This window comes from Terriglobales bacterium, from assembly GCA_035651655.1.
Lineage (GTDB): Bacteria > Acidobacteriota > Terriglobia > Terriglobales > Acidobacteriaceae > DASRFG01.
This window is the reverse complement of sequence record DASRFG010000019.1, coordinates 1-26,130: the sequence shown is the minus strand read 5'-3', so window position 1 is coordinate 26,130 and position 26,130 is coordinate 1. Positions and strand designations below refer to the sequence as shown.

Here is a 26,130-nt window from a genome sequence, read left to right as displayed (position 1 = left end):
GGGCGTCAGGTCGTCTGTAGTAAAAGATTTCCCGCACGATCAATCTTGAAGTTCCAGCCGGGCGGAACCACTGTAGTCGCGCTGTATTCGGTGACGATCGCCGGCCCCGAGTAGCTCTTGCCCGTGGCGAGCGCTGCGCGATCGTAAACAGCGGCAGCCACACTGCGGCCATTGAAAAACACACGCGCATGGGACGGCTTCGCCTGCCTGCCGTCAGGTGCTGGGGGTTGGAAGTGGGGCGTTACGTTGTTGGGCAATCGCGCCCGCGAACGCAGAGTAACGATCTCGATTTCGGAGCCGGGGCGGCTGTATCCATACCGGCGCTGATGTTCATGATGAAAATCGCCCAGCCAGGCGCGGCTGAATGGAACGTTCAACTCGTATCCCTGGCCGCGATAGCGGACGTCGAGCGTGTGCTGACGGCGCACCGCCCCCCGGCGGGATTTCGTCAGCCACTGCTCGCGACGGAAATCGGCCTGCGCAGCGCGATCGAATTCTGCAAACTGTGCGCGGAGTTCGCGTTTGGGCGAACGCCCGGAAACCCGCCAAAGGACGGTGCGCGAGTAGTCTTTCACAATGTCGCTGGCCAAAATACCGTAAGCGGAAAGCGCACCCGGCATTGCCGGTACCAGAACGCGAGGGATACCCAACGCCTGCGCCAGATCGCAGGCGTGCACGCCACCGGCGCCGCCGAAGGCCACCAGAGTGAAGTCGCGCGGATCGAAGCCGCGTTCGATGGAGACCACGCGGATGGCTTTTTCCATGGTGGCGTTCACTACCCGAATCACGCCGCCGGCGAATGCTTCGGGAGTACGCAGACCCGGGCGAAGGAATTTGTGATTGTGCTTCAGCCAGCGTTCAACAATTCGGCGGGTGCGAGTCACATCCAACGTGAACTCGCCACCTAAAAAATTGTCAGGCGACAGTCGCCCGAGCAGGAGGTTGGCATCGGTGACGGTTGGCTGCTCACCTTTTCCATAGCAGATGGGGCCGGGATCGGCGCCGGCGGATTCTGGCCCCACACGCAGCGCGCCTGCCGCGTCAAAGCGCGCAATCGAGCCGCCGCCCGCGCCAACGGTATGAATGTCGAGCATGGGGACGCGCACCGGCAGTCCGGCAATCTCTGCTTCGTTCGTTGCGCGCGGCTGACCCTCAACCAGTGCCACGTCAGTTGAAGTGCCACCCATATCAAAGGAGATGATCCGCTCAAAGCCGCTGCGCGCCGCAACCGCCGACGCGCCGACGACGCCACCGGCGGGTCCTGAGAGCACGGTGCGCACGGGTTCCTCTGCCGCTGACGTAAGAGATGTAATTCCACCGCTGGATTGCATCACAAAGATCGAGCTGCCAGCCGAATGATGGGTGCCCGCTGCGTCCTTGAACCTGGATCCGAGGCGAACCTCGCCCTCCCACTCAGAGACGCGGCTTTGAAGACTGCGCAGGTAGTGCTGCATCACCGGCTGCAAATATGCATTCATCACCACGGTGCTGGCGCGCTCGTATTCACGGAACTCCGGAAGAATGACGTGGGAGATCGAGAATGGAACTGCGTTCTCGCCTTTGCGGCCGGGGCGACCCCTCCCGCCTAAGGCAGCAGCCACCATGCGTTCGTTTTGTGGATTGGCAAAGGAGAATAATAAAGAGACCGCAATGGCTTCCGGGTGCTGCTCTTCAACCGCCACACGAAGCTCGTTTAATTCTTCCGCGCTTGGGGCGCGCAAGATTGTGCCCTCGCAACCCGTGCGTTCAGGCACGCCGAAGCGCAGCTCTGGGGGAACCAGTGGCTCTATAGGATCGAAGAAAAAGTTGTAAAGCTTGGGCCTTGCCTGGCGTCCGATCTGAATGGAATCTTCGAAGCCTTCTGTGGTGACGAAAGCCACGCGGGCGCCCTTGCGTTGTAGCAGCGTATTCGTGCCCACGGTGGTACCGTGCAACAGCACTACGCCGCTCGCAAGGCCGGTGCGGCGCAACGTCTCAACGATCGCTTGCGATGGATCCGCGGGCGTGGAAAATACCTTCACGATGCGAATCCGGCCGTTCTCCAGCCATACGCAGTCGGTAAATGTTCCGCCAGTATCCACCGCTACGCGGGTGATCTCTGCTAAAGGAATGGATTTGCGAGCTGGTGATTTCCGCGCCATTCTGGATGAAAACTGGTTTTTCCAGCCGTGACAATTTAACATTTGTCATCAGCAGCGCCCGCGAGGAGTGAATGAGCAACCCTGAGAAGCAATCCCCTCCAGAGAAACCGGCCAAGCAAGAAGAATGCGATCGGGAGAAGATGCTGGACAAAACTCTAGCCGATACCTTCCCCGCGAGTGATCCGCTCTCCAGCGATCCCGACCCGCAGTGCGAAGATCCAGAAGAGGCCGCGTAATCCCACAAAGTAATCGTCGCAGGTCAGGACAGGATCTTGCGCATGTGGAAGGCGTCAACGCTGTTCTGGTAATAGCGAGGGATGGTCTTCACCAGTTCGTACCCGTGTCGCTTATAGAAAGTCAGCGCAGGCAGATTGTCCACCGCAGTTTCAAGTAAGACTTCAGTACAGCGCGCCGCCCGGAGCCGCTCTTCGGCTGTCTTCATCAATGCTGAACCCATGCCGGACCGGCGAGCTGTGGGCAGCACGTCAATAGTAATAATGTGGCCGCTGCGGCCGGCGTGGGCTTCGGCCACCAGGAACCCACTCAAGGCTGGATTTTCTGATTTATTGCTGCCTCCATCTCCCATCGATGCCACAAGTGTGAAAGCACCTCGCCCGCCCATGTAATTACGCAGTTCGGTCCTGGAATAGGCGATGCCGGGAGGAAAGCACTGCTGGTCAATCTTCCAGAGCTTTTCGAAATCTTCGGGCGAAAAATCGCGGATTCGGTAGTCCACTCGACAATTGTACCGGGCGTGAAGGACTGGCCGTTCCGCGGTTGACCGCATTCGCCGTCGTGGCCGTCCGTTACTACTCAGTTAACAGACGTCGCTTCCGATCACTAAACATTCCACAACTCTCTTGACAAATGTGCAGCACTCGCTCGATAATCCCTGCCCGTTCGGTTGCGGCCACTGGCGGGCGTTTCAGAAGGCTGCGACCAGCATTGAGTGTGCGAGTGGGTTTCTCGAAGATCCCCCAACCAGGTTTCCGCGGTCTCCATCAGGAAAGAAAATCCCTTACAAGAGGAGTGTCATGAAACGAATTTCGTTTCTGCTCGGCCTAATGATTTTTGCTTTGCTAACCGCTGGAGTGATTTTTACTCTCAATTCATCCCAGGTAAAAAAGCAGAGAACTACAGCGTCCATCAGTCCCGTTTCAAACCGAACATTAACGGTGGGGACTGCGGAGATTGCCAAGAGCACCGCAGCGCATCACAAAAAACCAGTCGTCCGATCGGTGAAACCAACCGGCAAGCAGCTCCCGGTTAATGAAGAGGGCATGCCCATCGCTCTATCGCGTCACCTTGAAAAGCTCAAGGAGGCAATCCCCGGAAACGGCGGAGAATCGCGCGGCGGCCCCGGATCGGCTGCGGAAGCGGCATTCCTGCAACGCGCTTACCCAGAACATGACATCCCCGTGTCCCGGATTACGACTGCCCGCAGGGCCTTCTCCGGTCACAAGGACAAAGGTTTCAATCGGGTGCGGCGCAGGACGCGTGGCTGGGCGAACGTGGGCCCCAGCAATGCAGTCTATCAACTTACCCCTTTCCGCATCGCGTATGTGCCCAACGAGTATTCGGCTGGGGGACGGACCACGGCGCTAGCCATTGCGAATAATTGCGGAGCGGGTGGTGGGGACAGGTCTGGAGAAAACGCTGGCTGCAGAATGTGGATAGCGGCAGCGGGCGGAGGCATCTGGCGTACCGACAACGCGCTGCAGTCCCAGCCCCAATGGAGATATCTATCGACCCCATTCGAGATCAACGCGGTAGGTTCGATCGCCATCGATCCCAACGATCCCAGCGGCAACACGATCTGGGTCGGCACGGGTGAAGCTAACGCTTGCGGTAGCGGCTGCGAGGCCGGAGTTGGGTTGTACAAATCCACCAATGGCGGGAATACTTGGGTTGGGCCACTAGGAAAGTCGGCCTTCAATGCCCGCGGTATTGGCACCATTGCCGTCAAACCCGGCGATTCGAACACCATTTACGCAGCTTCAACCCGAGCGCTTCGGGGGCAGTCCTCAGTCTGTTGTGGTGGAGTAGTTACGCTGACGCCTGGCGCACCCAAGTGGGGACTGTATAAGTCCAGCGATGGTGGAGCGACTTGGTCTTTCATCCACAATGGTTTTTCCACTACCGCTCCCTGCACTGGCGACATAACTGAAGCCAGCAACGGTACACCCTGCTCGCCACGTGGCGTCCGGCGAGTCGCGATTGACCCTTCTGACCCGAACACTGTGTACGCGTCATCGTACGCGCGTGGTGTTTGGCGTTCGAATGACGGAGGGGCCACCTGGACACAGATCAAGCCGTCCCTGAATGCTGCGCAAACTACCACACGCCCGGAAATTTCAGTGACGCGCCTGGCCAGCGGCAAGACGCGTATGTATGTGGCCGAAGGGAACGTGGGTGCGCCTTACAGCCGGCTGTTCCGTAGCGACGATGTTCAGAGCGGCGCGCCGGTGTTCGCAGATCTAACCAGTCCAAATCCTGCTGATCCGGGATATGGATCTTTTAATTTCTGCACCGGACAATGCTGGTACGACGACTATGTCTTTACGCCGCACGGGCATCCGGACGTGGTTTATTTGCTGGGCTCTTATCAGTATGGTGAGGCGCTTGGCATTTCCAATGGCCGGGGAGTCGTTCTCTCGACTGACGCCGGAGTATCGTTCACGGACATGACGATGGATGCGACGGATGATGTCCACCCCAATGGAATTCATCCCGACCAGCACTTCATTGTGGTCAATCCAAACAATCCTTTCCAATTCTTCGAGTCTTCCGACGGCGGCGTGATCCGCTCCAGCGGCCAATTCGCAGACGTATCAGGGAGATGCGACTCGCGTGGGCTTGCTGAGCCGGCACTCAGCCGTTGCAAACAGCTATTGTCGCGGGTGCCCACGGTGCTGCAAGGCGTAAACAAGGGCCTGACGACTCTTCAGTTCCAAAGTCTCACGGTGAATCCCTTTGACGTTAGCGACCTTCAGGGTGGAACTCAGGACAACGGCACATGGGAGTCCTATGGCAACACGGTTAAATGGCTGCAGACCATCCATGGTGACGGCGGACAGTCCGGCTTTGACGTCAGCAATCGTCATTTCCGATTCCATACCTTCTACGCTGCCCAACCCGACGTAAACTTCAGCGATGGCTTAATTGCTGACTGGAACTGGATCGGAGATCCGCTCCTGTATGAGGCCCAGGAGTTCTACATTCCGATCATCTCTGATCCTAAGGTCAGCAGAACTATGTTTGCCGGCACTTCACATGTGTGGCGGACGAAGACCCATGGCATGGGCTCGATGACGCTCAGCGAGTTCCGCGCGCACTGCAATGAGTGGACCGGAGATTTCACGGTTACCTGCGGTGACTGGCAGCCGCTCGGAGATCCAGGGCCGGCTGGCCAGTTGAATTCGCCAACCTACGGAGATCGCGTGGGAGGTGATGTTGCTTCCGTGAGGCGGAGCGCAAGTGACTCTTCCACAATGTGGGCGGCAACTTCAACCGGGCGTGTTTTTATTTCCAAGAATGCCGCCGCAGAACCCGCGGCGAGCGTGACCTTTACCCGATTGGATAGCCTCGCCCCCAATAGTCCGGGACGATTCATCAGTGGAATTTACATTGACTCTGCCAATGCAAACCACGCCTGGATCTCATACAGCGGCTACAGTGCCGCCACCCCGACCACACCCGGTCACGTATTCGAAGTGACCTACAACCCGATTGCGGGGACCGCAACCTGGACCAATCGGAGCTATGACTTGAACGACATCCCCATTACAGATGTCGCGCGTGATGACCAAAGCGGTGACCTCTATGCGGCAAGCGATTTCGGCGTCTTCCGCCTTGAATCCGGCGAATCGAGCTGGGGACTGGCAGCGCCGGGAATGCCCAACGTGGAAGTTGCCGGACTCACGATCGTGCCTAAGGCGCGCAAACTATTCGCCGCCAGCCACGGTCTGGGCGCGTGGGTGTTAAACCTTCCCTAACCCGAGGTAAGAGCAATCAGGGCCGCTTACGGGCGGCCCTTTTATTTTTCAGCCAGAATATGGTGATTGCCGAGCGCCAGCGAATTAGAACGTGGCCGTGGAGGCGTCAGTCGCCAACTCTTCAAGGGCTTCAAAGAGCCGGGATGAGCAGCGGTCGTGCACGTCGAGCGAATGCAGGGGCACACTGGCTGAGAAATGCGGAGAGTGGCGCTGAAAGCTGACGGTTTGAAAATCACAATCTCGTGAAGCCAGGAAGCCATCCATCATGTTCGTAAGGTCCCGCTGCCAATCTCCCCGCGTTGTCAACACAATGGGGCCGCTGCGTACCAGCATGAGGCGATTGGGATCAGGGGTAGTCCGGCGGGGCAGCTTGCGCTGCCAACGATAGTTATTCACTTCCAGGTTGAAGGCCGGGGGACAATCGAGGTCGGCTTCGAATGTAAGCGTCTCCTGCTCACGACGACAGCGGCTGATCAGCCAATTCAGTGGCATCTCACGGGGCAAAAGCCGAACACAGACCCGGGCCTCATGAAAGCGCTGCGAGCTGAAGTGAATGTGCACCAGGAAACGGGAAGCGCTCACCCAGCAAACTCGCGCCACTCGCCCATGGCCGGCACAGGCGTCGCAAATCCATTGCACGATGCGAACCGCGCGATTGCGGTTGACGTGAATGAACCAGAAATACCAGGCCGACACCACGGCAACTGCGAGGACCAGATCGAGGATCGCCATCCACAACGGCATCCTTTACACAGATGCCGGTTTCAGGCAACGCAGATGTCAGGAGAAAAGTGCCTCGGCGGTGATTCAACTGTACTCAGGCTGAGGTTTTTACCTCGATTCCTGCCCACTTTTCGAGCAGGGCAAGGGTCGAGGCATAGTCCAAGTCGGCCTGGCCTTCTTCAGTAGCTACTTCGTAGATTTCGTCCACAGTTTCCAACCCAGGTAGTTTGACCCGCGCTTCCTTGGCGGCATCGAGCATGAGGTGAATGTCCTTATGCATAAGCCGGAGAGGGAAATTAGGAGAGAAATCGTGCCGCAGAACAAAGGGCGCCTTATAGTCCACCACTCCCGAGCGCACCATGGTGGACTGAATCAGTTTGACCAGGGTTTCCGGTTCGACTCCTAGCTTGGTGGCCAAGGTCAGGCCTTCGGCAAAACCTTCATAGATAAGGGCGATCATCAGGTTCAGGGCCAGCTTGGCCGATTCTCCCTTTCCCACGTCGCCCATGCGGACGACCGTCTTGCCCATGGCTCGAAAGAGTGGATCCAAAGTAGCGATCGTGTTCTCTGAGCCGCCCACCATAAAGATGAGTTGGGCGTTCTCGGCACCGATTTTGGAGCCGGTAATCGGGGCATCCACGTAATCACAGCCCCGTGCCCGCAGGCGCTCGGCAAAGCGCACCGTGGCGGAAGGGGAGATGGTGCTGGAATCCACCACGATAGCTCCCGGGGTAATGGAACTCTCCACACCCTGCGCGCCGAACAATACTGCCTCGACTGCCTTCGTATCGGAAACGCACATCCACACCACTTCGGCATTCTGCACAGCCTCAGCAGGCGTAGCGGCCGACTGCCCGCCTTCCACTTGCCGTCCCGGCGTACGATTCCAAACTGTGACCTCGTTACCTGCCTTTACGAGATTGGCCGCCATAGGACGGCCCATGATTCCCAGACCTAAAAATGCAACCCTCATTTACCCCTCTTTCCGAAGCTACGCCGATTAGAAATTACGCCGCGCGGAACGGTCAAGCAGAGGCTGAAAATTTCCCGAGTAGTCTCGGCTAGAATGGGCGGAGTTGCAGGCGGAATTGCAGACGAAGCTAAGGCGACGTTGAAGCGTATGGCGCCAGAGCTTGCGGGCGTTCTCCCGAGTGCATCATCAACACTGCCCAATGCGTCTAATTGGAGTAGTCGGCTAACCAATCCATGCTGAATCTGACGCTAAGGCGACGGGCGGGCCAGTTTACACGCCTGGTGCGCCACTCTGTAGTGACTCCCAGGACGGGCCAGACGCACAAGCCAGTGCTCGCCGCGAATGGCGAGTTGGGGGTTACGTTCATCGGGCACGCCAGTTTCTTCGTGCAGATCGGCGGGCGGAGTGTTCTGATTGATCCTAATTTTGCCCCCTGGTTGTTCGTGTTGAAACGGCTGCGTCGGCCGGGGCTGCGCATTCGCGACTTGCCCGCCATTGACCTGGTGCTGGTCACACACGCGCATTTTGATCACCTGCACCGGCCCTCGCTACGCGCCATTGCACGCGCAACATTGGAACGGGGTGGCAGGCCACCCGCGATCATCGTGCCTCCGCATGTGGTGGACCTGGTTTCCGACCTCGGGTTTGAAGAGATCATTGAGCTGGATTGGTGGAACAATCATCGTGCTGGAGGACTCACGATCACCAGTGTGCCCTCGCGGCATTGGGGCGCGCGGGTGATCAAAGACCGCCACCGCGGCTACGGCGGGTATGTGCTTCGCGGCAGCCGCCACTCCGTTTACCATGCCGGTGACACGGCGTATTTCTCCGGCTTCCGCGAGATCGGCCGGCGACTGCATCCGGAGCTCGCGCTGTTGCCCATTGGCGCGTACAACCCTCCCGCGTTCCGCAACGTGCACACTAGCCCCGAGGACGCGATGAGGGCTTTTCTCGACCTGAAAGCCCGCTGGATGGTGCCCATGCACTACGGAACTTTTCGCTTGTCGCACGAACCGGTGGATGAACCACTTCAGTTGCTGGAAAAAGAGGCGCGAGCGGCCGGGGTTGAAGACCAGGTCGTGGTAATGGAAGAAGGGGTCACCAAGTTCTTTTAGTTTCTCAGTTTCGAGTTTCGAGCTTCGAGTTCCTGCAGTAATCAGGTGAAACTTGAAACGCGGTCAAGCGAATCAGTACGCCAACAGGATTCGCAAATCGCGGACATTGTTTCCCGTGGGACCGGTGATAATCGCGTCGCCCAGAGCTTCAAAGAGTGGAAAGGCATTGAAGCTTTTGCGTGCCTCGGCCGGATTGTGACCAAGCTTGCTGGCCCGTTCCAGAGTGCTGCCGTCAGCGACCGCTCCCGCAGCCGGGCTGTTGCCATCTATGCCGTCGGTGCCTGCGCTGAGAGCGGTAATGTTTTGCCCCGCAATTTTTTCTGCGCAATAGAGTACGAATTGCTGGTTGCGACCGCCAATGCCGCCATCCGCCACTCGCACCGTAACTTCGCCACCTGAGATCAGGCATACCCGCTCCACGCCCTGACGCAGAGCCCGCAGGCGATCGAGAAGATAATCGGCCGCCTTCTCGTAATCCCAGTCATCGGGACGGTTATCAATCTCGACTGCGAAGCCGGAGCGGGCAGCTTCAGCGGCTGCCGACTGAACTGCATGTTTGTTGGAGAGGATCGTCCACCAGCGGGAATGCGCGAAGGCGGTATCACCGGGCTTGGGAGTTTCCTCAAGGCGTCGCTCCAGGAATAGACGCCGTACTGATTCCGGAAACTGCTCGGCAAGAGAGTACTTCACGGCAATGGCATAACAATCCTGCACTCGCGAGGAGTCCGGCATGGTTGGACCGGAGGCCAGAGAATCAGGCGAGTTTTCGGGAACGTCGGAAACCAAAATGGAAACTTGGTGCGCGCCCGCGGCAGCGACCGCCATGCGGCCCCCTTTAATTGTCGAGAGGTGCTTGCGAATCGCGTTGATTTCGGCGATGGTTGCGCCGGACAGAACCAGAGCCCGATAAGTTGCAACCAGATCATCGAGGGTGATGCTGTTGCTGATCGGCTTTTCGGCAATTGCCGATCCGCCGCCGCTGATAAGAAAAATAACCAGAGGCGGGGTCTGTTGCTTCGACACCCTTCGTTTGCGCAGGAACTCCAATATGGCTTGTGCCCCGCGAACCGAATTGGCGTTGGGCAGAGGGTGGCCGCCGCGAAAGTACCGAAATCCCTTCAGTGGCGAAACCGGATCAGAGGCGCCCACGGCGACCCCGGTGATGCGGTCTCCCAACTCCTGGTGTAATGCGTCGAGCATCGTATACGCGGCCTTGCCGATTGAAATTACGGCGACGCGCTTGTGCCGCTTCAGATCGTAGAGGTCCTCCCCCACGCGCAGGACAGCTCTATCGAGCTGCACATGCCGTGTGAATGCTTTGCTGATGCTGGTTTCGCGGAGTGCCCTCAGGAAGATCTCGCGGGCGGTGGAGCGCATCGGCTGCGTTTCTTTCGCCTGGTTACCCGCGGCATGGTTTGAAGGCGGCATAACTCAATGTGCGACCTGCTGCAGCACAGCGTCACGTACCCAGTTCTCGATGGTGCGGCGGAGTTCAGCCAGGCGGCCTTCGAAGAAATGGTCCCCAGCCTCGATCAGCACCAGTTCCTTCGGTGGCGCCACCGATTCCACCAGCCGCTTGAGTGCAGGCTGCGGCCCATACTGGTCCCGCGCTCCGCTTACGAAGAGCTTCGGCAGCGGGCACTCTTTAAGAAAGGAGTAGTCATAGTTGCGGTCGTCAATTGGCGCCACCGGGGTACCGAGCGAGATCAGCGCGACCACATTGGGATCAGAGCAAGCGGCGCGCAGGCCAACCGCCGCGCCGAATGAGAACCCGGCAAAAATAATGGGCAGATTGAACTCTCGTTTCAACCATTCCAGCGCGACGCGGACATCTTCCGCCTCTCCGCGTCCATGATCGTGTTCTCCCTGGCTCAGGCCGGTGCCGCGGAAATTGAAGCGCAGCACAGGAAATCCAAAGCCGTTCAGCGCCTTCATGGCGTGAAAGACAACTTTATTGTGAAGGGTGCCACCGAAAAGCGGGTGAGGATGACAAACCAACGCCACGTGTGTGGCGTCTTCCCGGCCACTATTCAATAGGGCTTCCAGCTTGCCCGCAGGCCCTTCCAGGGAAAAAGATTTGATCTGCGAATCGGCCATAAAGATTGAAACATTGACGGATCGAGGAACTGAATCATCGCATCCGTGCTTAACCGAGTCACCAGCCAATGTCTAAATGACTCAGGGATTCAATCATTCACTAATTGAATATACGTTATCCTGCTTGCACTGATGGACATCATCTCTCTCACTCGTCAGCTTGTAGACATTGAGTCAATCACCGGCAATGAAGGCCCGGTGGGAGAATTCCTGTACCGGGAACTCTCCCGGCTGGGGTACCAGGTGAAGAAAATGCCGGTGGAGGGCGACCGCTTCAACGTGCTTGCAAACCCGCCACAGCAGCCCAGACCGGCGCTCTTTCTTTCTACTCACATGGACACGGTGCCGCCATTTATTCCATCGTCCGAGGATGTGGGCCGAATCTATGGTCGCGGATCGTGCGACGCCAAGGGAATCATTGCGGCACAGATTGCGGCGGCGGAGCGGCTCCGCAAGCAGGGACTATATGTCGGGCTGATGTTCCTGGTGGGCGAAGAAAAAGATAGTCAAGGGGCACAAGTAGCAAATCAGCAGCCGCAGGGATGTAAATTTCTGATTAACGGTGAACCCACTGAGAACAAGATGGCGCTGGCGTCGAAAGGGACCCTGCGGGTGGAGGTCACTGCAAAAGGCCGAATGGCGCATTCGGCCTATCCAGAACTAGGCGAATCCGCAATTGAGAAATTGCTCGAAGCCCTGAACCGGTTGCGGAATGTGCCCCGTCCCGTGAATGAAGAGATTGGGCCGACGACCGTCAACATCGGCGTGCTCGAAGGCGGGCGCGCGCCCAATGTGATTCCCGATTACGCCCGCGCCCATTTGTTGTATCGGCTGGTCGGACCGGCGGAGGAGCTACGGCGGAACATTGTTGCAGCAGTTGGCGACCTGGCAGAGGTCAACTTCGTGCTCGAGATCCCCTACATGCGACTGCGCGCCCTTGACGGTGTGCCGACCATGGTTGCGGCCTTCACTACAGACATTCCGGCGCTCACCAATTGGGGCGAACCGATGCTGGTCGGACCCGGGTCCATTCATGTCGCCCATACTGAAAGGGAGTACATAGAAAAGGACCAGCTAGCGGCAGCCGTGGATCTGTATTGCGCAATCGCCGAACGTGCCTCAGCGACAAAAGCCGGCTGATCCTGCATGGGCGAAAGCAGTCGCAAATTCGACGTGATTTCATTAAACTCTGGAGTTTCAAGCTCCTCTCAGGCGCATTCATCTCTATGGTGCTGAAATCCGAGTCGCGCAGCACGGTGTTGATGTCCGACGAACCTAAGCGTTCGGTAATGGTTGACCTGAGAAGTGACACCGTCACCAAGCCCACACCCGAAATGCGGCGGGCGATGGCCGAAGCCGAGGTCGGCGATGATGTTTATGGCGAAGACCCGACGGTCAATCGCCTGGAGCAACGCGCAGCGGAAATCTTCGGCCGCGAGGCGGCGATCTTCGTACCCACCGGCACCATGGGTAACACCATCGCGGTAAAAGTGCATACCCGTCCCGGGCAGGAAGTGATTTGTGACGAACGCGGCCACGTTCTGAACTATGAAATGGGCATGATGTCGCATTTCTCCGGGTGCGTGCCGCGGACAATTGCCGCGAAAGACGGAATCCTAACCTGGCCGGAGATCAAAAAACGCATTGCACCTAAGATTTACTATCGCGCGCAGACCGGTCTGGTTGAACTGGAGAACACTCACAACATGGCGGGCGGAACGGTATACCCGCAAAATGTGTTGGACGAAATTTGCGACGGCGCGCATGAGGCTGGCTTGCCGGTGCACCTGGATGGAGCACGCATTTTTAATGCGGCAACCGCGCTTGGCCGGCCGGTGGCGGCGATCACCAACAAGTGCGACTCGGTGATGTTCTGCCTGTCAAAGGGCCTGGGAGCGCCGGTAGGCTCCATGCTGGTGGGGAGCCGTACCTTCATTGACCAGGCGCGGGTGTATCGTAAATCGCTGGGCGGTGGCATGCGGCAGGCAGGAGTGCTGGCGGCCGCAGGTCTGATTGCGCTGGAGAAGATGCCGGCGCGACTTGCGGAGGACCACGAAAATGCCCGACGGCTGGCGCAAGGACTTGCCGAAATCCCTGGAATCCAGCTGGACGCGAGCAAGGTAGTGACCAACATTCTTGTTTTCAATACAGCCGGAACTGGCCTGAGCTCGTTTGAGATCTGCAAAAAGCTGGGCGAGCGCAATATTCTGGCCAGCGGCATTGATGCGGAGAATATCCGTATGGTCACGCACAAGGATGTGGATCGCGAGGGCTGCACGCGGGCAATCGAAGCACTGGCCGAGATTTGCAGACGATGAAGCTGATTGGAGGCTGCTATGGGTCTCTATTCGCATTACGACGGGGCACATAATCATCCCGTCAATCGGGCGCTGCACATGCTGGCGATCCCGCTGGGGTTTTCCTCATTAATTGTGGTCTGGTTCCATCCCATCATTGCGGTGCTGCTCATTCCGACAGCGTTTGCACTGGCCTGGCTAGGCCACCTTATTGAAGGCAACAAGCCGGCCTTTCTGAGCAATCCTGCGCATGTCTTTGTGGCACCGGTGTGGATGGTGAAGAAGATATTGCGACGGCAAGGAACAGAGAAGCCTGCATGAACATTGAAATCAAGCGTTGTTTCTGGTGAACCGACACGCGACAGCGGGCCGGGAGCCTGAAACGTGAGCTCGAAAAGAACCCCGGAGTGAAGGTGAAAATCCGCATGGGCGGATTAGGATCACTCGACGTAATCGTGGAGGGAAAAACCGTGTTCTCCAAGCAGCAAGCGGGACGAATGCCCACCGCCACGGAGATCATGCAATCCGCTCAAGCGGTTTAATTTGCCCTCCTGGTTTTGCCAACATTAGTTTTGCCAACATTAGTTTTGCTCACATTTTTCCCAGCCCCCGCCGCTGTGTTCTAATGAAGCGTTTTGCGGAACCTGGGCTCCCGTTGCCGGCAGCAACGGGTTGCAAGCCTCACGCGTCCGGGAGGAGTTTTTGGATTTTCAGCTCAACGATGAGCAGCAGCAGCTGCGCAAGAGCGTGCGCGAGTTTGCCGAGCGCGAAATTCTGCCCAACGTAATGAAGTGGGACGAAGCTGGCGAGTTCCCGCTGGCCACCGTCAAGGAACTTGGGAAGCTGGGGCTGCTGGGCACGATTTTTCCACCGGAATACGGCGGCGCCGGCATGGGCTATGTGGAGTACGTGACCGCTATCGAGGAACTGTCGCGTGTGGACGGCTCGGTGGGAATCATCGTGGCTGCGCACACCTCGCTCTGCAGCAATCATATCTTCCTGGCGGGCAGCCAGGAGCAGAAGAAAAAATACATTCCCAGGCTGGCCACGGGAGAATCCATCGGGGCCTGGGGATTGACGGAGCCGGGATCCGGATCGGACGCGGGAAGCGCACGAATGTCAGCCCTGCGCAAAAAAGACTGCTGGGTGCTGAATGGCACTAAGACCTTCTGCACCAACGGACACTATGCGGACGTGGTGGTGGTGATCGCAGTTACCGACAAGGCTGCCCACACCCACGGGCTCTCGGCGTTTATCGTGGAGAAAGGTACAAAAGGATTTCGTCCCGGCAAAAAAGAGAACAAGCTCGGGCTGCGGGCCAGCGATACCGCCGAACTGATATTTGAAGACTGCTGCATTCCAGCGGGAAACTTACTCGGCAAAGAAGGGGACGGCTTCATTGATGCTATGCAAGTCCTGGACGGCGGGCGCATTTCGATTGCCGCCCTCGGGCTGGGTATGGCGCAGGGTGCGTACGAAGCGGCGCTCAAATATTCCAAGCAGCGCAAACAATTTGGACGCCCGATCAGCGACTTTCAGGCAATCCAGTGGAAACTGGCGGACATGGCGACGGAAATTGATGCGGCCCGAATGCTCACCTATCGAGCCGCCTCGATGAAAGACGCCGGCATGAAGACTACTCTGGAGTCGTCCATGGCGAAGCTCTACACCAGCGAAGTCGCTGTTAGAGTCGCAAATGAAGGGGTACAGATTCACGGTGGCTATGGATTCATTAAGGATTATCCAGCGGAAAAGTTTTACCGCGACGTGAAGCTGTGCACCATTGGCGAAGGAACGAGCGAGATTCAGAGGCTGGTGATCGCGCGACAGATTTTGAAAGATTAGAGCATAGAGGGATCGCATGCAGCCTTGTGAGACTTCCGTCCCCACGCAGGACGAACGCACGATGGCGACCTTGGCCCATGTCTTACAACTCGTAGGCTGGTGGATAGCGCCGTTGATCATTTTTTTGCTGAAGCGGGAATCGCGCTTCGTTTCTTTTCATGCCTTGCAGGCATTGCTCCTCCAAATTGCGCACGTTTGCATAGCAGTAGTCGGTATGGTTCTGTGGGTCTTGGTGATTTTCGGGGCAATCATCCGCCATCCACAGACGTCTACAGGACCGCCACCAACATTCTTGCTCATTATGCCGCTATTCTGGTTAGGATGGATGGGCATGTGGGTGTTGGTTTTGGTAGTAGCGATCGTGTACGGGATCAAAGCCGGCCGAGGAGAATGGGCGGAGTATCCACTCTTGGGGCGATTGGCGCGAAAACTGTTAAAACTGGACACCAATGGTCCTCTACTGCAAACCTAGCAGGATTTCGCTTCTTGAATCTGTCCGGTAAAAGAATCTGAATCCTGAAATCCAAACTCTCGTCCAAGGCGTGCGCTCGGGTGATATGCGGGCCCTGGCGCGGGCCATTACATCGGTGGAGAACCGGGAGCCCGAATCGGTGGAGATTCTGAAGGCCTTATTTCCCTTCAGCGGCAAGGCCCGAGTGATCGGCGTGACCGGAGCGCCGGGAGCAGGCAAAAGCACGCTGGTGGACCATCTCGCGCGGCACTATCGCCAGCAGCAGCGCACGGTGGGAATCATCGCGGTGGATCCTACAAGCCCGTTCACTGGCGGCGCCATTCTCGGAGACCGCATCCGGATGCAGGCCCACTATTCCGACCGGGGAATCTATATCCGTAGTATGGCGACTCGGGGTTCGTTGGGCGGACTTGCGGGCACAACCGCCGACGTCGCCACCGTGCTCGACGCCTCGGGACGTGATCTGGTGCTGATCGAAACCGTCGGCGTTGGTCAGGATGAAGTGGATATCGTCCGGCTGGCAGATATAACGGTGGTGATCCTCGTTCCGGGCATGGGCGACGATGTGCAGACCATCAAGGCCGGCATTATGGAGATCGCCGACATCTTCGTAATTAATAAGAGCGACCGGGAAGGCGCGGAACGGGTGGAGCGCGAGATCAGAGCCTTGCAGTCTCTGGCCATACGCAAAGACAGGTGGACGCCGCCGATTGTCAAGACGGTCGCCAGTGAAGGTCAAGGAACGGAGGAGCTGGCGACGGCGATTGCAAGCTACGAAACTTTCCTGCAGAAAGAGAACCGCGCGCTGGAGAAGAAAGTCAGAAACTGGCGCGAGCGTCTGGTGGAAATGCTGCGTGAGAGGTTGCTCTCTCGCGTGCGCGAGCAACTGGGCCAGGACCAACTCGAGCGTTACGCCACTCAGGTTGCCGACCACCAGCGCGACCCGTATTCTCTAGTAGAAGAAATTGTTGGTAAGCTGGGAAAAAAATAATGTTCAGCATTGATCATCTCGGCGTCGCGGTGCGGTCGCTTGCTCAGGCTAAGAAATTTTACGAAAAACTGGGTATGACCGTGATCGGTGAAGAGACAGTCGAGGACGAAAAGGTTCATCTCGCCATGGTGCCGGTGGGAGAGAGCCGCATCGAACTGCTGGAAGCGACATCCGAGGATTCACCCATAGGACGGTTTATCGCCAGGCGGGGCGAGGGGCTACACCATATCGCGCTGCGTGTGCCCGATCTGGCGGCGACGGTCGAAAAGCTGAAGCAAGATGGCACGCGCTTAATTTCCGAGGATATAAAAGTGGGAGCCGGCGGACACCTGTACGTCTTTGTCCATCCCTCGAGCACCGGCGGGGTGCTGCTGGAGCTGTGCGAAGATCCTCCGCAGGGCGTTTAATGCTGCTGCTCGCCACCGATACTTCGGGTAAGCATGGCAGCGTGGCGTTAGCGCGAGGTGATCAGCGCAGCTTCCAGCTCATAGAGATGGTCCCGCTCGAGGGCGGCACATTTTCCGCACAATTGGTCCCACAAATTGCCGACCTTCTCGCCCAGCACAATTTCTCCAAAGACCAAATTGATGGGTTCGTGGTGGCTTCGGGGCCGGGCTCGTTCACTGGACTTCGTGTGGGGCTGGCGGCAATTAAAGCATTGGCCGAGGTCCTGCAAAGACCCATCGCGGCAGTCTCTCTGCTCGAGGTGATTGCGCTGGCCGCAAAGGGAGACGGCCAAATTTTCGCGGCACTCGATGCCGGCCGGGGCGAAGCTTACGTCGGAGAATATGAAGTTGCCGGAGGCCGGGCAAAGACAATCGGCGAACAGTTGCTAAACCGGAAGGAATTTGTCGCTCACGTGCGATCTCATCCTGGTGCGCGGGCAGTCACCCCGGACAAGGGAATCCTGGAGTGGGCTCGCGAAGCGGGATTGCTGGCTGAAGAAATCGAGCGTCCGCGCAGTGATGCTGTCGCGCGCGTAGGGCTGGGGAAGATGCTGGCCGGAGAAAAAGTTTCTCCAGAGGATTTGGACGCGAACTATATTCGGCGATCAGATGCAGAAATCTTCTCCAAGCCAGGACCCTGATCCCGAGCCTATGGTTTCCATCCGCATCGCCAGCCGGTCCGACATCGCCGCCATGCTCGCGCTCGAACGCGCCGCCGAAACGGCTGCCCACTGGTCAGAACCGCAGTATCAGCAAATCTTCTCCGCTCCCGGCAGGCTGGCCTTGGTGGCTGAATCCGACGCTATAGAAGGGTTCCTGGTTGCCCGCCAGATCGGCCCGGAGTGGGAGTTGGAGAACATTGTCGTGAGCTCTGCCGCCGCGCGCCGGGGACGGGCCACTCGCCTTATAACTGAGCTGCTCGAGCGCGCTCGGGCCGAACACGCCGAAGCCATTTTCCTGGAGGTACGCGAGTCCAACCGGCCGGCTCGCGCTCTTTATGAGAAATGCGGCTTCAGACAGGTGGGGCTTCGCCAGGGCTACTATCGCGGCCCAGAAGAGAACGCGGTTGCATATAAATATAGCCTGATACCCCGTTCCTTACGATCCAAGTAGTTCGCGAGACGATTGGTTCACGTAAGTGATTGATGTTTCCCATGTGTTCCACAAGACGTTGTTTAAATCTTCGTGCGTAGCCAGGTTCTCCCTTTCTTCCGAAGGTATCCCGAGAGAAAAGAACCCAGAAACGAACCAACCAGCGTCGTCAGCCCCCAAGTAATGAGCGCTTCCATTTTTGAAACGCGTTCTATTCCATCATGGGTGGTCAGAAAAGCTCGACCGTAGGCTTGCTCGCGCCGAAGACGGCTGCTTACAGGCTTGGCATTGCAGGTTCTCTCTACAACCCGTTAAGGTGCTGCTGAACCGTAAAGCTCCAATCATGCAAGCGGAAGAAAACATCTGCGTTGGTAACGGCCCATTAGTCTCCCTCGAAAGGCCGGTCAATCGTGGGTTTCCAGCCTCTAATAAGCTAGACATCTACTTGGTAGTCACGTTAGAATCCGCGCCCAAAGCCCACTCTGGGCAGGGAGGCTCTCTTGTGAAAAGCGTAATCGCTCCTCGTACCGCTCTCTCGATTGGACTCTTTATGGTGTTAATCGCAGGCCTTGCTCAAGCTGCGACCCCAATCACCAACTGGACAAAGATTACCGCGCGAGGGTCTTACGTATTAACCACGAACATTGTGGCGTCCATCGGAAACGCGATCCCGACTCAGTTCGGTAGAAGTGCGTGCATCTTAGTCAGAAGCAGTTTTGTGACCCTTGACCTTGCTGGCTACACAATAATTGCCGGAGCAAGTTGTGCTCGCCTTTGCGATGGAATTGACTCTGACGTTTTATCTCAAGGCTATCAAGGCATTGAGGTGCTCTCTGGTGCAGTGACCAACTTCAACGCGGGAATATTTTTACCTTTTGGAGCAGGTCACCGGGTCGAGCACATTCGGGCTTTCGCCAACGTTGTTGGGATAGATGTTGGCAACGGAGATTCTCAACACGGCGCGGCACACCGAATCATCGACAATCTTGTGTATTCCAATGGGTCGAGCGGAATCCTTGTAGTTTGCCCTTCAGTAGTGTTGGGAAACATGGCATACCAGAACGGCGGCAATTCGCCCATTGACAACATCTTCGAGGACGGTGGGAACTGCACCAGCGCTAACAACAGCCCTGGTCCGTGAGATCATCTCGTCGTGGTTAAGCCTACGTCGCTTTTGGCGTGTCGGCTTGCGCCGCAAACGGCTGCTTGCAGGGCATTGCAGGTTCTCAAAGCAGCGTGGCCGGGGCGGGCGGGGTGTTGTAGCAGCACCCTTAATTTCACTTTGGTGTAGTCGTATTCGCGAAGATAGGGCGGTATCGGTAAAGCGGGCAGGAAAAGTCGAACTTCGTGAGCGCTACTACCGCGGCCCAGAAGAGAACGCGGTTGCATATAAGTACAAGTTTTAGTGACTTGCCCCGGCTATTCACAGCAAAGCACTTAAACTGCACCAGGACTGAAGCAATCTGGTGGACGACCGCAAGCGGGCGATTTCAGCCTGAAATTGCTATTCGGTGCTGGAAAGGCATTGAAGCCGGGCATGGCCTGTGCTAGTTTGTTGCAGAGATATTACAGGAGGTAGGATTGGATGTTATCTCCTAGAGACGCGCTAATGGCCAACCATGATGAGTTTCGCCGGTTGGCCCAAGAACATCTGCAGTACTCGCAACGCCTCGATTCACTCACCCAAAAAAGATACCTAACCGAAGATGAAAAGCTGGAAGAGGTCCGGCTGAAGAAGCTAAAACTGCGGCTCAAAGACCAGATGGAACAGATTGAGCGGCAGTTCCGCACTGCCCATCAAGTCGCTTAGTCTGCCACCTACCCACCCTCGCGGGGGCGCAGGGCTGTCCCTGCTTCGGGAACAAAGAATCCAACGACATCGGCCACAACTACAGAGGTCGAAAGCCCCTCTTTGCCAATATAATCACTGTTAACCCATGGTTAAGGACGGGTACTATTACGCGCTAGGTCTGCTGGGGGCGGCCCTAGTGATTGGCTGGCTCACGCGGCCAGGCTGGGGTGTGCCGCTGCTGCTTTTGGCCGGCTTTTTCCTATGGTTCTTCCGCGACCCGGAGCGGGCCATTCCGGACACGCCGGGTGCGTTGGTTTCACCGGCGGATGGCAAAGTCACAGATGTGGGCACGGTAGATGTGAACGGTTTGCCGCGCACGCGAATCAGTATTTTCCTGAGCGTCTTCGATGTGCACGTGAACCGCTCGCCGATCGGCGGGGTAATACAGGATGTCCGCTACCAGACGGGGAAATTCCACAATGCTATGGCTTCAAGCAGCGCACAAAGCAATGAGCAGAACATTGTGACTGTGCGGGGCGAGGGACACACCGTAATTTTCAAGCAGATTGCGGGAGTTCTGGCGCGGCGTATTGTGTTCACGAAGAAAATTGGCGACCGGGTACAACGCGGAGAGCGCGTAGGCCTAATCAAGTTCGGCTCCAGGGTGGACGTTATCATGGATGCCGCCGCTGCCCTGCAGGTGAAAGTCGGTGACCGGGTGCGGGGTGGGTCAAGCGTGCTGGCACTCCTCCCGTTTAAAGTGGCAGAAGAGCAAGGTGAAGCGGTTTCTGTGACCAGTGCAATTCGTGAAACTGACGGAGGTTCGCGATGAGGACCCCTTTTCCGCTGCGCCGCAGAGAAGATGACCCATTACGTGAAAAGAGGCAGCGCAAAGGCATGTATCTGCTGCCCTCGATGTTTACGTCCCTGAACATCGCGGCCGGCTACTACGCGATTTCGCAAGTGCTGCAGGGCAGCGTCACCGAGCCCTGGCATTTCGACAACGCAGCGCGCGCCATTGGTATCGCCGTCGTTTTCGACGCGCTGGACGGTTTTTTCGCACGTCTGACCAAGACCAATAGCGACTTCGGCCGTGAGCTGGACTCGCTGGCAGACGTGGTCACATTCGGCGTGGCTCCAGCCCTGCTCGCCTGGGTGTGGGGTTTTCGATTGCTGCCGGTGATGGCGAACTCAGAGCTGCATTCGAAACTGATCCAGATTGGCGGAATTATCAGTTTTGTCTTCTTAATGGCGGGTGCCGGTAGGCTGGCGCGCTTCAATATCCAGGCAAACCCCCAACCTTCAAACCCAGGCCGGCCAGGGAAAAAATACTTCGTGGGGTTGCCGATTCCGGCGGGCGCAGGCGTGATTGCCGCCGTGGTCCATTTTGCTGCTGGAGATCCCATTGCCGTGTGGTGGCTCTCGCTGATCTGGATGGCACTGGTCTTGAGCTGTGCGTTCCTGATGGTCAGTACATGGCGGTTCTATAGTTTCAAAGAATTGGATATGCGCCGGCGTCATCCCGCCCGGCTGATCGTGCTTCTGGGACTGCTGATTGCGGCGATTTGGATCTTTTCCCGGCCCGTGCTGTTTCTGATCGCCATGACGTATATGCTGTCAGGGGTATTTTGGCGTTTGCTTTACGTAGTGCACCGGCGCGGTAGTCCGCCATCCCCACCCGCTTACACGGAGGCCCCGGAGCTCAGGTGAGCCCAGAGTTCAAACCCGCAGCACCAGCTTTGCGTTCAGAGTCCGAACGTGGCGCCGGCAATTATCGTGTGGCAATCGTGGGCGCGGCCACGCTCAAAGGAAAAGAGCTGGTTGACGTACTCAATGATAGAAAGTTTCCGCGTCGTGACCTGAAGTTACTCGACGATGACGAGTCTTTGGGCCAACTGGAAGCGGTAGGCGACGAGGTCAGTTTTGTGCAAGCGGTACGGCCGGAGCACTTCCAGGACGTGGACTTTGCTTTTTTCGCTTCCGAAGAGAAGTTCACCAAAACCCATTGGCATATGGCGCAAAAATCGGGAGCGGCGATTGTAGATCTTTCATTCGCCCTGGAGAACGAACCGTCGGCCAGCTTGCGCTCCACCTGGGTAGAGCGGCAACTAGGACAGGCGCCTTCGCCCGAGCTCCAGCCCGCGCCCGTAGTGGTAGCTCATCCAGCCGCGGTCGTGATGGCGCTCGTGGCGCTGCGAGCGCAAAAAAGCGGCAAGGTAGCGCGTATGGCGACCACCCTCTACCAGCCGGCCTCCGAGTATGGACGCCGAGGCATGGACGAGCTGCATGAGCAGACGGTAAACCTGCTCTCGTTCCATGAACTGCCGAAGGAGGTCTTTGACGCGCAGGTCGCTTTCAACCTGCTCACCCGATACGGAGAGAAGTCCGTTCCGGTGCTGGAGTCGGTGGAAAGACGGGTTCTGGATCACTATCGCAGGACCACTGCCGGCCAAGCGACGGTGCCCTCGCTCTTAGTAGTACAGGCGCCGGTTTTCCATGGATACGCATTCTCCATCTATGTGGAAATGCAGGACACGGTGTCAGTGGGTGATCTGGCGCAGGCGTTGGCGGGCGAGCATGTCACTGTTACGCGGGGCGCGGACGAATCCCCGAGCAACGTGAATGCTGCCGGACAGAGTGACATTCTGGTGGCGGTGCGGCGTGACGCCACCCAGGAGAACGGATTCTGGATTTGGGCAGCGGTTGACAACCTGCGAATCGCTGCCAGCACGGCGGTCGAGTGCGCCGAAGCGATGGCGGCATCGCGCCCGCGAGGAAAGATCCAATGAGCCGGCTTGCCGGCCTATCGCTATTCGCCCTCTGCTTACTGGCGGCTTGCGGCTATCACACCGCGGGTCATAATGTTCAACTCCCGTCTGAAATCCACAGCATCGCCATTCCGGTTTTCACCAACCAGACCCAGACTGCACGCATCGAGCAGGTGGTCACGGCGTCAGTTGTTCACGAATTCATCGGACGAACTCATTACCGCGTGGTCACGCAACCAGACGATTCCACGGATGCCGTACTGCACGGAACCGTGTTGGGAACTTCGTCCGGCCCGCTCACGGTGGGCACTCGTACAGGCAGAGTAGCGACCGCCAATGTCGTCATTGTTCTGCAGGTCTCTCTCACCGACCGTCACGGCAAGGTGCTGTATCAGAATCCCAATTTCAATTATCACGATGAGTATGAAATGTCGAACGATGTGGCGAGCTTTTTTGACGAGAGATCGCCTGCGCTGGGACGCATCTCAGAGCAATTGGCTCGCGCTCTTGTGACCAGCATTCTGGAGGCGTACTGATGGGCGCCTTCGCCGCGGCAGAGCGTTTTGCCTCTGAAATCGCAGGCCGCAAGCTGCGACCGGCGTACGTCCTGGTGGGAGATGAGGTTTTCTTCCGCAAGCGCTGCCGCGACGCCATTCTGCAATCGCTAATACCGCCGGACATGCGTGACCTCAGCGTCTACGAGTTTGACCTGGCGGAAACTGAGGTTTCCGAGATTCTGGATCGCGCCCGCACCCCTTCCCTGATGGCGCCTTTCCAGGTGTTCTTCATTCGCGGAGTGAAGACGCTTTATGCTCGCGGATCGCAAAAGGAAAAGTTCGAGGCCATTGAAGCATATGCCAAGAATCCGAATCCCGATGCTCTGCTGATTTTTGTTGCTGATCACATCAGTATCCCTGCCGATGCGCGGCGAATGGAGCTGACCGACCGCGAGCGCTACGAGCGCATCCGCGAAACTCTGGGTGAATATTGCGGCATTGTGGAGCTGGCCAGGGTAGAGGAGAACCAGGCCGTCCGGTGGCTGAATGGAGAGGCGGAGCGGCAGAATGCGAAGCTCGATGCCGACGCAGCCCGGGAGCTCGTGGACGCGCTGGGCGGCGACATGATGATGATTGCCAGCGAACTGGAGAAATTGCTGCTGTTCGTGGGGGAGAAGAAACGCGTCACCCTAGGGGATGTGGAAACGATGGTACTGGCAGCCAAGCAACGCTCCCTCTACGAACTGACGGATGCCATTTCTGCCAGGGACCGGGTGCGCGCACTGCAAGTGCTGGATGCAATGTTGAGCAGCGGTGATGGCGAGGAAGCTGCAATCGGACATCTTTATATGCTCGCGAAGACGTTTCGCCAGATGCTGGTTATTTCCGAGCGGAACGTGCGCGACTCGCGGGCGCTGTGGCAGGCATTGTGGCAGGGCTTCCGCGTGCCTCCGTTTGCCGCGGAGGACATAATCAAGCAGGCGCGGCGATACAAATCGCGCCGTGAGCTGACGCGTGCTCTGCGGCTGATCGCGCGCGCCGATCTTGCGCTCAGATCGAATCCGGTGAGCAAACGCCTTCTACTGGAAAAACTGGTGTTGGACCTGGCATCGGAGACACAAGTGCCAACAGCGGGATGGCAGCAAGAGCAATTACCGGTGTGAAGAGGCAGTGCTCTTCGTCGCTAGCGGGCGAATTTAAGTCCGCTGAGCTGTTTGACTTTCGAGAGATCAACTCCCTTCGACATCAGCAACACATGGAATGACTCGCCCATTCCCGCGGGCGTAATAAGATGCTTCAGTTGCAGGGCCACCTTGGCGCGCTCCTGAGGCTGGCGAGTCTCTGAGAAAGCATCGGCAAACTGGTTCTCTTCGCCAATCCCCATCAGAAATTGCGCTTGTGTAACCAAACCCTGGCGATTGAGGCCTGACTGCTCGCCCGCGGCAGCAATGGCGGTAAAGTTCACGTGGGCAGTAATGTCCTGCTCTCCCGGCGCGTCGTACGGGGTGGGGCTGACGGTGTGATTACGGATTGCCGTAATGGTGCCGCGATGCCGGCCGGCGAGCTGTTCTTCGCGGGTGTAGCCGTAATCAACGACCATGACAAATCCGCTATAAATCTTACTGGCGATCTGGGCCATAAGATTTTGCGCAACCAGGCCAGTCTCGACACGCTCGCCGGGCTCGGGATGGATGCCATAGCGGTCCAGATATTCCTGCACTCCGGGTGACGCCGGCACGAAAGACTCGCGTAGCTGTCCGTTCTGGCAGTTGATCCTCATCTCACCTTCGCTGGAGACAACTTCCACCGGCAACGCGTCAAACAGCTCATTCGCAAAAACGATAACTGGATTGGGCAGTGGAGATGGGAAATCGTCCAGTGTGGTCTTGATGACAGCTTTGCCGGCCGCGACATGGGTTTCCAGAGTGCGCGCCAGGCGATTGCCTAGCGCCGGTGAGCTCTCAACCAGCACATAGCGAAGGGCTGCAAAAAAGTCAGGAAATTTCTGCTCCGACCAGTCCATCACGTCACGGGCAAACAAACCACGACCGGGGCCCAGCTCCAGCAGATCAATTCTCTCTGGCGAACCGAGGACGCGCCACATTTCCTCAAACTGACGGGCCAGCAGGCGGCCGAAGACAGCGTGTACATCGCTGGAGGTATAGAAATCGCCGGATTTACCGAACTGTTCGGCATGGCGGGCGTAATAACCCAGTTCGGGCTCATACAGGCACATCTCCATATAGCGCGAGAACGGAATGGGGCCACGGGCGCGGATTTCCTGTTCGATGCGCTGGCGCAGGGTCACAGGCCTTCGCGCTGCCGTTCGGCGCGGTTCTGCGGGGTGCGAGTAAACATCTCGACCAGATAATCGTGGAGGCAGTCATAGAGCTGGCGCTGGAAGGTCCATTCAAACTGTGGGTGGTCGAGATCGCGTGGGTGCAGCTCGAAATAGTAGGTGTGCACCGGGGTGGCGCGGTCCTTAAATTGAATGATCACCTCAACCGCTTCGCCTTTCGGGCGCGCGTCAAAATCCAGCAGAGGGTGCTCGTAAAGCCGAAGTTGCTCTAACACACGCTCAAGGCGGGGGTTGGGGGCGCCCATTGACCTATTGTAAATGGCGCACAATCTCCAGGGGCTCCGACCGCCATCAACCGCTATTTTCCGCTTCTAGAAAACCAGGAATGCGCGTTCTACTCGTAGCGAAGCGCTTCAATGGGGTCGAGGCTGGCGGCTTTCACCGCGGGCAGCATGCCGCTGGCGACGCCCACGAATCCCAGAATAAGCGTGGCGGTGAGCAGAATGGCGCCACTGATCTTCAGGTGAATGTCGCCCTTAGAGGCGTCGTCAACAAAGGCGCTCCACAATGTGAGCGAACCCACACTC

General features: G+C 57.7%; 28 protein-coding genes and 1 pseudogene. 20 read left to right on the top strand and 9 right to left on the bottom strand.

From position 1 onward, the window contains the following. Positions 1-5: 5 nt before the first annotated feature. The gene (locus VFA76_07605) at positions 6-2,141 is read right to left on the bottom strand and encodes a hydantoinase/oxoprolinase family protein (GenBank protein ID HZR31703.1); all 2,136 of its coding nucleotides are present in this window, start codon (positions 2,139-2,141) and stop codon (positions 6-8) included. A 71-nt stretch (positions 2,142-2,212) separates the two neighbouring features. On the opposite strand from VFA76_07605, the gene VFA76_07600 reads away from it, so the two are divergent. Continuing rightward, positions 2,213-2,377 (top strand): hypothetical protein, encoded by a 165-nt coding sequence (locus VFA76_07600; GenBank protein ID HZR31702.1) that lies wholly within the window; start codon positions 2,213-2,215, stop codon positions 2,375-2,377. Positions 2,378-2,400: 23 nt separating this feature from the next. Here the strand turns inward: VFA76_07600 and VFA76_07595 are convergent, their stop codons facing one another. Next, the gene (locus tag VFA76_07595) at positions 2,401-2,877 is read right to left on the bottom strand and encodes an N-acetyltransferase (protein HZR31701.1); all 477 of its coding nucleotides are present in this window, start codon (positions 2,875-2,877) and stop codon (positions 2,401-2,403) included. A gap of 298 nt (positions 2,878-3,175) precedes the next feature. Here VFA76_07595 and VFA76_07590 point away from each other — a divergent pair, with 298 nt between their 5' ends. Then, positions 3,176-6,136 (top strand): hypothetical protein, encoded by a 2,961-nt coding sequence (locus VFA76_07590; GenBank protein ID HZR31700.1) that lies wholly within the window; start codon positions 3,176-3,178, stop codon positions 6,134-6,136. 84 nt (positions 6,137-6,220) lie between these two features. On the opposite strand, the gene VFA76_07585 is transcribed toward VFA76_07590, so the two are convergent. Next, positions 6,221-6,868, bottom strand: a complete 648-nt coding sequence (locus VFA76_07585; GenBank protein HZR31699.1) for a hypothetical protein — start codon at positions 6,866-6,868, stop codon at positions 6,221-6,223. Between the two features lie 85 nt (positions 6,869-6,953). After that, positions 6,954-7,832: an NAD(P)-dependent oxidoreductase gene (locus tag VFA76_07580; protein ID HZR31698.1), complete on the bottom strand. Its 879-nt coding sequence runs from the start codon at positions 7,830-7,832 to the stop codon at positions 6,954-6,956. A 233-nt stretch (positions 7,833-8,065) separates the two neighbouring features. On the opposite strand from VFA76_07580, the gene VFA76_07575 reads away from it, so the two are divergent. Continuing rightward, positions 8,066-8,947 carry an MBL fold metallo-hydrolase gene (locus VFA76_07575; protein HZR31697.1) on the top strand — a complete coding sequence of 294 codons (882 nt, stop codon included), beginning with the start codon at positions 8,066-8,068 and terminating at the stop codon, positions 8,945-8,947. 72 nt (positions 8,948-9,019) lie between these two features. Here VFA76_07575 and VFA76_07570 read toward each other — a convergent pair whose 3' ends face one another. Both VFA76_07570 and VFA76_07565 read right to left on the bottom strand, forming a co-directional pair. Then, positions 9,020-10,375: a DUF4147 domain-containing protein gene (locus VFA76_07570; protein ID HZR31696.1), complete on the bottom strand. Its 1,356-nt coding sequence runs from the start codon at positions 10,373-10,375 to the stop codon at positions 9,020-9,022. Between the two features lie 3 nt (positions 10,376-10,378). Beyond that, positions 10,379-11,044: an alpha/beta fold hydrolase gene (locus VFA76_07565; GenBank protein ID HZR31695.1), complete on the bottom strand. Its 666-nt coding sequence runs from the start codon at positions 11,042-11,044 to the stop codon at positions 10,379-10,381. A 132-nt stretch (positions 11,045-11,176) separates the two neighbouring features. On the opposite strand from VFA76_07565, the gene VFA76_07560 reads away from it, so the two are divergent. From VFA76_07560 to holA, 17 genes and pseudogenes are all read left to right on the top strand, one after another. Further along, on the top strand, positions 11,177-12,184 hold the full coding sequence (locus tag VFA76_07560; GenBank protein ID HZR31694.1) for a M20/M25/M40 family metallo-hydrolase: 1,008 nt from the start codon (positions 11,177-11,179) through the stop codon (positions 12,182-12,184). A gap of 149 nt (positions 12,185-12,333) precedes the next feature. Then, positions 12,334-13,362: a GntG family PLP-dependent aldolase gene (locus VFA76_07555; protein ID HZR31693.1), complete on the top strand. Its 1,029-nt coding sequence runs from the start codon at positions 12,334-12,336 to the stop codon at positions 13,360-13,362. 18 nt (positions 13,363-13,380) lie between these two features. Further along, complete coding sequence (locus VFA76_07550) at positions 13,381-13,662, top strand: Mpo1-like protein (protein ID HZR31692.1); 282 nt, start codon at positions 13,381-13,383, stop codon at positions 13,660-13,662. Positions 13,663-13,712: 50 nt separating this feature from the next. Continuing rightward, positions 13,713-13,883: pseudogene (locus tag VFA76_07545) on the top strand (Rdx family protein). Positions 13,884-14,043: 160 nt separating this feature from the next. Then, the gene (locus VFA76_07540) at positions 14,044-15,186 is read left to right on the top strand and encodes an acyl-CoA dehydrogenase (GenBank protein HZR31691.1); all 1,143 of its coding nucleotides are present in this window, start codon (positions 14,044-14,046) and stop codon (positions 15,184-15,186) included. A gap of 16 nt (positions 15,187-15,202) precedes the next feature. After that, entirely contained in the window at positions 15,203-15,658 is a 456-nt protein-coding gene (locus tag VFA76_07535) for a DUF4870 domain-containing protein (GenBank protein ID HZR31690.1), read from the top strand. Between the two features lie 70 nt (positions 15,659-15,728). Continuing rightward, positions 15,729-16,649, top strand: a complete 921-nt coding sequence (gene meaB / locus VFA76_07530; protein ID HZR31689.1) for a methylmalonyl Co-A mutase-associated GTPase MeaB — start codon at positions 15,729-15,731, stop codon at positions 16,647-16,649. Continuing rightward, positions 16,649-17,056, top strand: a complete 408-nt coding sequence (mce, locus tag VFA76_07525) for a methylmalonyl-CoA epimerase (protein HZR31688.1) — start codon at positions 16,649-16,651, stop codon at positions 17,054-17,056. Before meaB ends, mce begins: the two co-directional genes overlap by 1 nt. Further along, complete coding sequence (gene tsaB, locus VFA76_07520) at positions 17,056-17,736, top strand: tRNA (adenosine(37)-N6)-threonylcarbamoyltransferase complex dimerization subunit type 1 TsaB (GenBank protein ID HZR31687.1); 681 nt, start codon at positions 17,056-17,058, stop codon at positions 17,734-17,736. Before mce ends, tsaB begins: the two co-directional genes overlap by 1 nt. Further along, on the top strand, positions 17,705-18,208 hold the full coding sequence (gene rimI / locus VFA76_07515; protein ID HZR31686.1) for a ribosomal protein S18-alanine N-acetyltransferase: 504 nt from the start codon (positions 17,705-17,707) through the stop codon (positions 18,206-18,208). The genes tsaB and rimI overlap by 32 nt, the downstream gene beginning before the upstream one ends. A gap of 481 nt (positions 18,209-18,689) precedes the next feature. Next, entirely contained in the window at positions 18,690-19,328 is a 639-nt protein-coding gene (locus VFA76_07510) for a hypothetical protein (GenBank protein HZR31685.1), read from the top strand. 468 nt (positions 19,329-19,796) lie between these two features. Continuing rightward, complete coding sequence (locus VFA76_07505; GenBank protein HZR31684.1) at positions 19,797-19,997, top strand: DUF465 domain-containing protein; 201 nt, start codon at positions 19,797-19,799, stop codon at positions 19,995-19,997. A 127-nt stretch (positions 19,998-20,124) separates the two neighbouring features. Then, complete coding sequence (locus VFA76_07500) at positions 20,125-20,811, top strand: phosphatidylserine decarboxylase (protein HZR31683.1); 687 nt, start codon at positions 20,125-20,127, stop codon at positions 20,809-20,811. Then, positions 20,808-21,689 (top strand): phosphatidylcholine/phosphatidylserine synthase, encoded by an 882-nt coding sequence (locus VFA76_07495; GenBank protein HZR31682.1) that lies wholly within the window; start codon positions 20,808-20,810, stop codon positions 21,687-21,689. The genes VFA76_07500 and VFA76_07495 overlap by 4 nt, the downstream gene beginning before the upstream one ends. After that, a complete protein-coding gene (locus VFA76_07490; GenBank protein HZR31681.1) occupies positions 21,686-22,768 on the top strand; it encodes an Asd/ArgC dimerization domain-containing protein in 1,083 nt (360 codons plus the stop codon). Before VFA76_07495 ends, VFA76_07490 begins: the two co-directional genes overlap by 4 nt. Then, on the top strand, positions 22,765-23,283 hold the full coding sequence (gene lptE, locus VFA76_07485) for an LPS assembly lipoprotein LptE (GenBank protein ID HZR31680.1): 519 nt from the start codon (positions 22,765-22,767) through the stop codon (positions 23,281-23,283). Before VFA76_07490 ends, lptE begins: the two co-directional genes overlap by 4 nt. Further along, the gene (holA, locus tag VFA76_07480; GenBank protein HZR31679.1) at positions 23,283-24,407 is read left to right on the top strand and encodes a DNA polymerase III subunit delta; all 1,125 of its coding nucleotides are present in this window, start codon (positions 23,283-23,285) and stop codon (positions 24,405-24,407) included. The genes lptE and holA overlap by 1 nt, the downstream gene beginning before the upstream one ends. 20 nt (positions 24,408-24,427) lie before the next feature. Here the strand turns inward: holA and VFA76_07475 are convergent, their stop codons facing one another. From VFA76_07475 to VFA76_07465, 3 genes are all read right to left on the bottom strand, one after another. Beyond that, positions 24,428-25,552, bottom strand: coding sequence for an SAM-dependent methyltransferase (locus VFA76_07475; protein ID HZR31678.1), 1,125 nt, complete (start codon positions 25,550-25,552; stop codon positions 24,428-24,430). Beyond that, positions 25,549-25,848 (bottom strand): hypothetical protein, encoded by a 300-nt coding sequence (locus VFA76_07470; protein ID HZR31677.1) that lies wholly within the window; start codon positions 25,846-25,848, stop codon positions 25,549-25,551. Before VFA76_07470 ends, VFA76_07475 begins: the two co-directional genes overlap by 4 nt. An 89-nt stretch (positions 25,849-25,937) precedes the next feature. Beyond that, positions 25,938-26,130, bottom strand: a 193-nt coding sequence (locus VFA76_07465) for an ABC transporter substrate-binding protein (GenBank protein HZR31676.1), incomplete at its 5' end; no start/stop codon positions are given.

Bases quoted from the DNA above. Each gene is read 5' to 3' on its own strand.
- VFA76_07605 (HZR31703.1), bottom strand. From the start codon at position 2,141: ATGGCGCGGAAATCACCAGCTCGCAAATCCATTCCTTTAGCAGAGATC.
- VFA76_07600 (HZR31702.1), top strand. From the start codon at position 2,213: ATGAGCAACCCTGAGAAGCAATCCCCTCCAGAGAAACCGGCCAAGCAA.
- VFA76_07590 (HZR31700.1), top strand. From the start codon at position 3,176: ATGAAACGAATTTCGTTTCTGCTCGGCCTAATGATTTTTGCTTTGCTA.
- VFA76_07585 (HZR31699.1), bottom strand. From the start codon at position 6,868: ATGGCGATCCTCGATCTGGTCCTCGCAGTTGCCGTGGTGTCGGCCTGG.
- VFA76_07580 (HZR31698.1), bottom strand. From the start codon at position 7,832: ATGAGGGTTGCATTTTTAGGTCTGGGAATCATGGGCCGTCCTATGGCG.
- VFA76_07575 (HZR31697.1), top strand. From the start codon at position 8,066: ATGCTGAATCTGACGCTAAGGCGACGGGCGGGCCAGTTTACACGCCTG.
- VFA76_07570 (HZR31696.1), bottom strand. From the start codon at position 10,375: ATGCCGCCTTCAAACCATGCCGCGGGTAACCAGGCGAAAGAAACGCAG.
- VFA76_07565 (HZR31695.1), bottom strand. From the start codon at position 11,044: ATGGCCGATTCGCAGATCAAATCTTTTTCCCTGGAAGGGCCTGCGGGC.
- VFA76_07560 (HZR31694.1), top strand. From the start codon at position 11,177: ATGGACATCATCTCTCTCACTCGTCAGCTTGTAGACATTGAGTCAATC.
- VFA76_07555 (HZR31693.1), top strand. From the start codon at position 12,334: ATGGTTGACCTGAGAAGTGACACCGTCACCAAGCCCACACCCGAAATG.
- VFA76_07550 (HZR31692.1), top strand. From the start codon at position 13,381: ATGGGTCTCTATTCGCATTACGACGGGGCACATAATCATCCCGTCAAT.
- VFA76_07535 (HZR31690.1), top strand. From the start codon at position 15,203: ATGCAGCCTTGTGAGACTTCCGTCCCCACGCAGGACGAACGCACGATG.
- mce (HZR31688.1), top strand. From the start codon at position 16,649: ATGTTCAGCATTGATCATCTCGGCGTCGCGGTGCGGTCGCTTGCTCAG.
- tsaB (HZR31687.1), top strand. From the start codon at position 17,056: ATGCTGCTGCTCGCCACCGATACTTCGGGTAAGCATGGCAGCGTGGCG.
- rimI (HZR31686.1), top strand. From the start codon at position 17,705: ATGCAGAAATCTTCTCCAAGCCAGGACCCTGATCCCGAGCCTATGGTT.
- VFA76_07505 (HZR31684.1), top strand. From the start codon at position 19,797: ATGGCCAACCATGATGAGTTTCGCCGGTTGGCCCAAGAACATCTGCAG.
- VFA76_07500 (HZR31683.1), top strand. From the start codon at position 20,125: ATGGTTAAGGACGGGTACTATTACGCGCTAGGTCTGCTGGGGGCGGCC.
- VFA76_07495 (HZR31682.1), top strand. From the start codon at position 20,808: ATGAGGACCCCTTTTCCGCTGCGCCGCAGAGAAGATGACCCATTACGT.
- lptE (HZR31680.1), top strand. From the start codon at position 22,765: ATGAGCCGGCTTGCCGGCCTATCGCTATTCGCCCTCTGCTTACTGGCG.
- holA (HZR31679.1), top strand. From the start codon at position 23,283: ATGGGCGCCTTCGCCGCGGCAGAGCGTTTTGCCTCTGAAATCGCAGGC.
- VFA76_07470 (HZR31677.1), bottom strand. From the start codon at position 25,848: ATGGGCGCCCCCAACCCCCGCCTTGAGCGTGTGTTAGAGCAACTTCGG.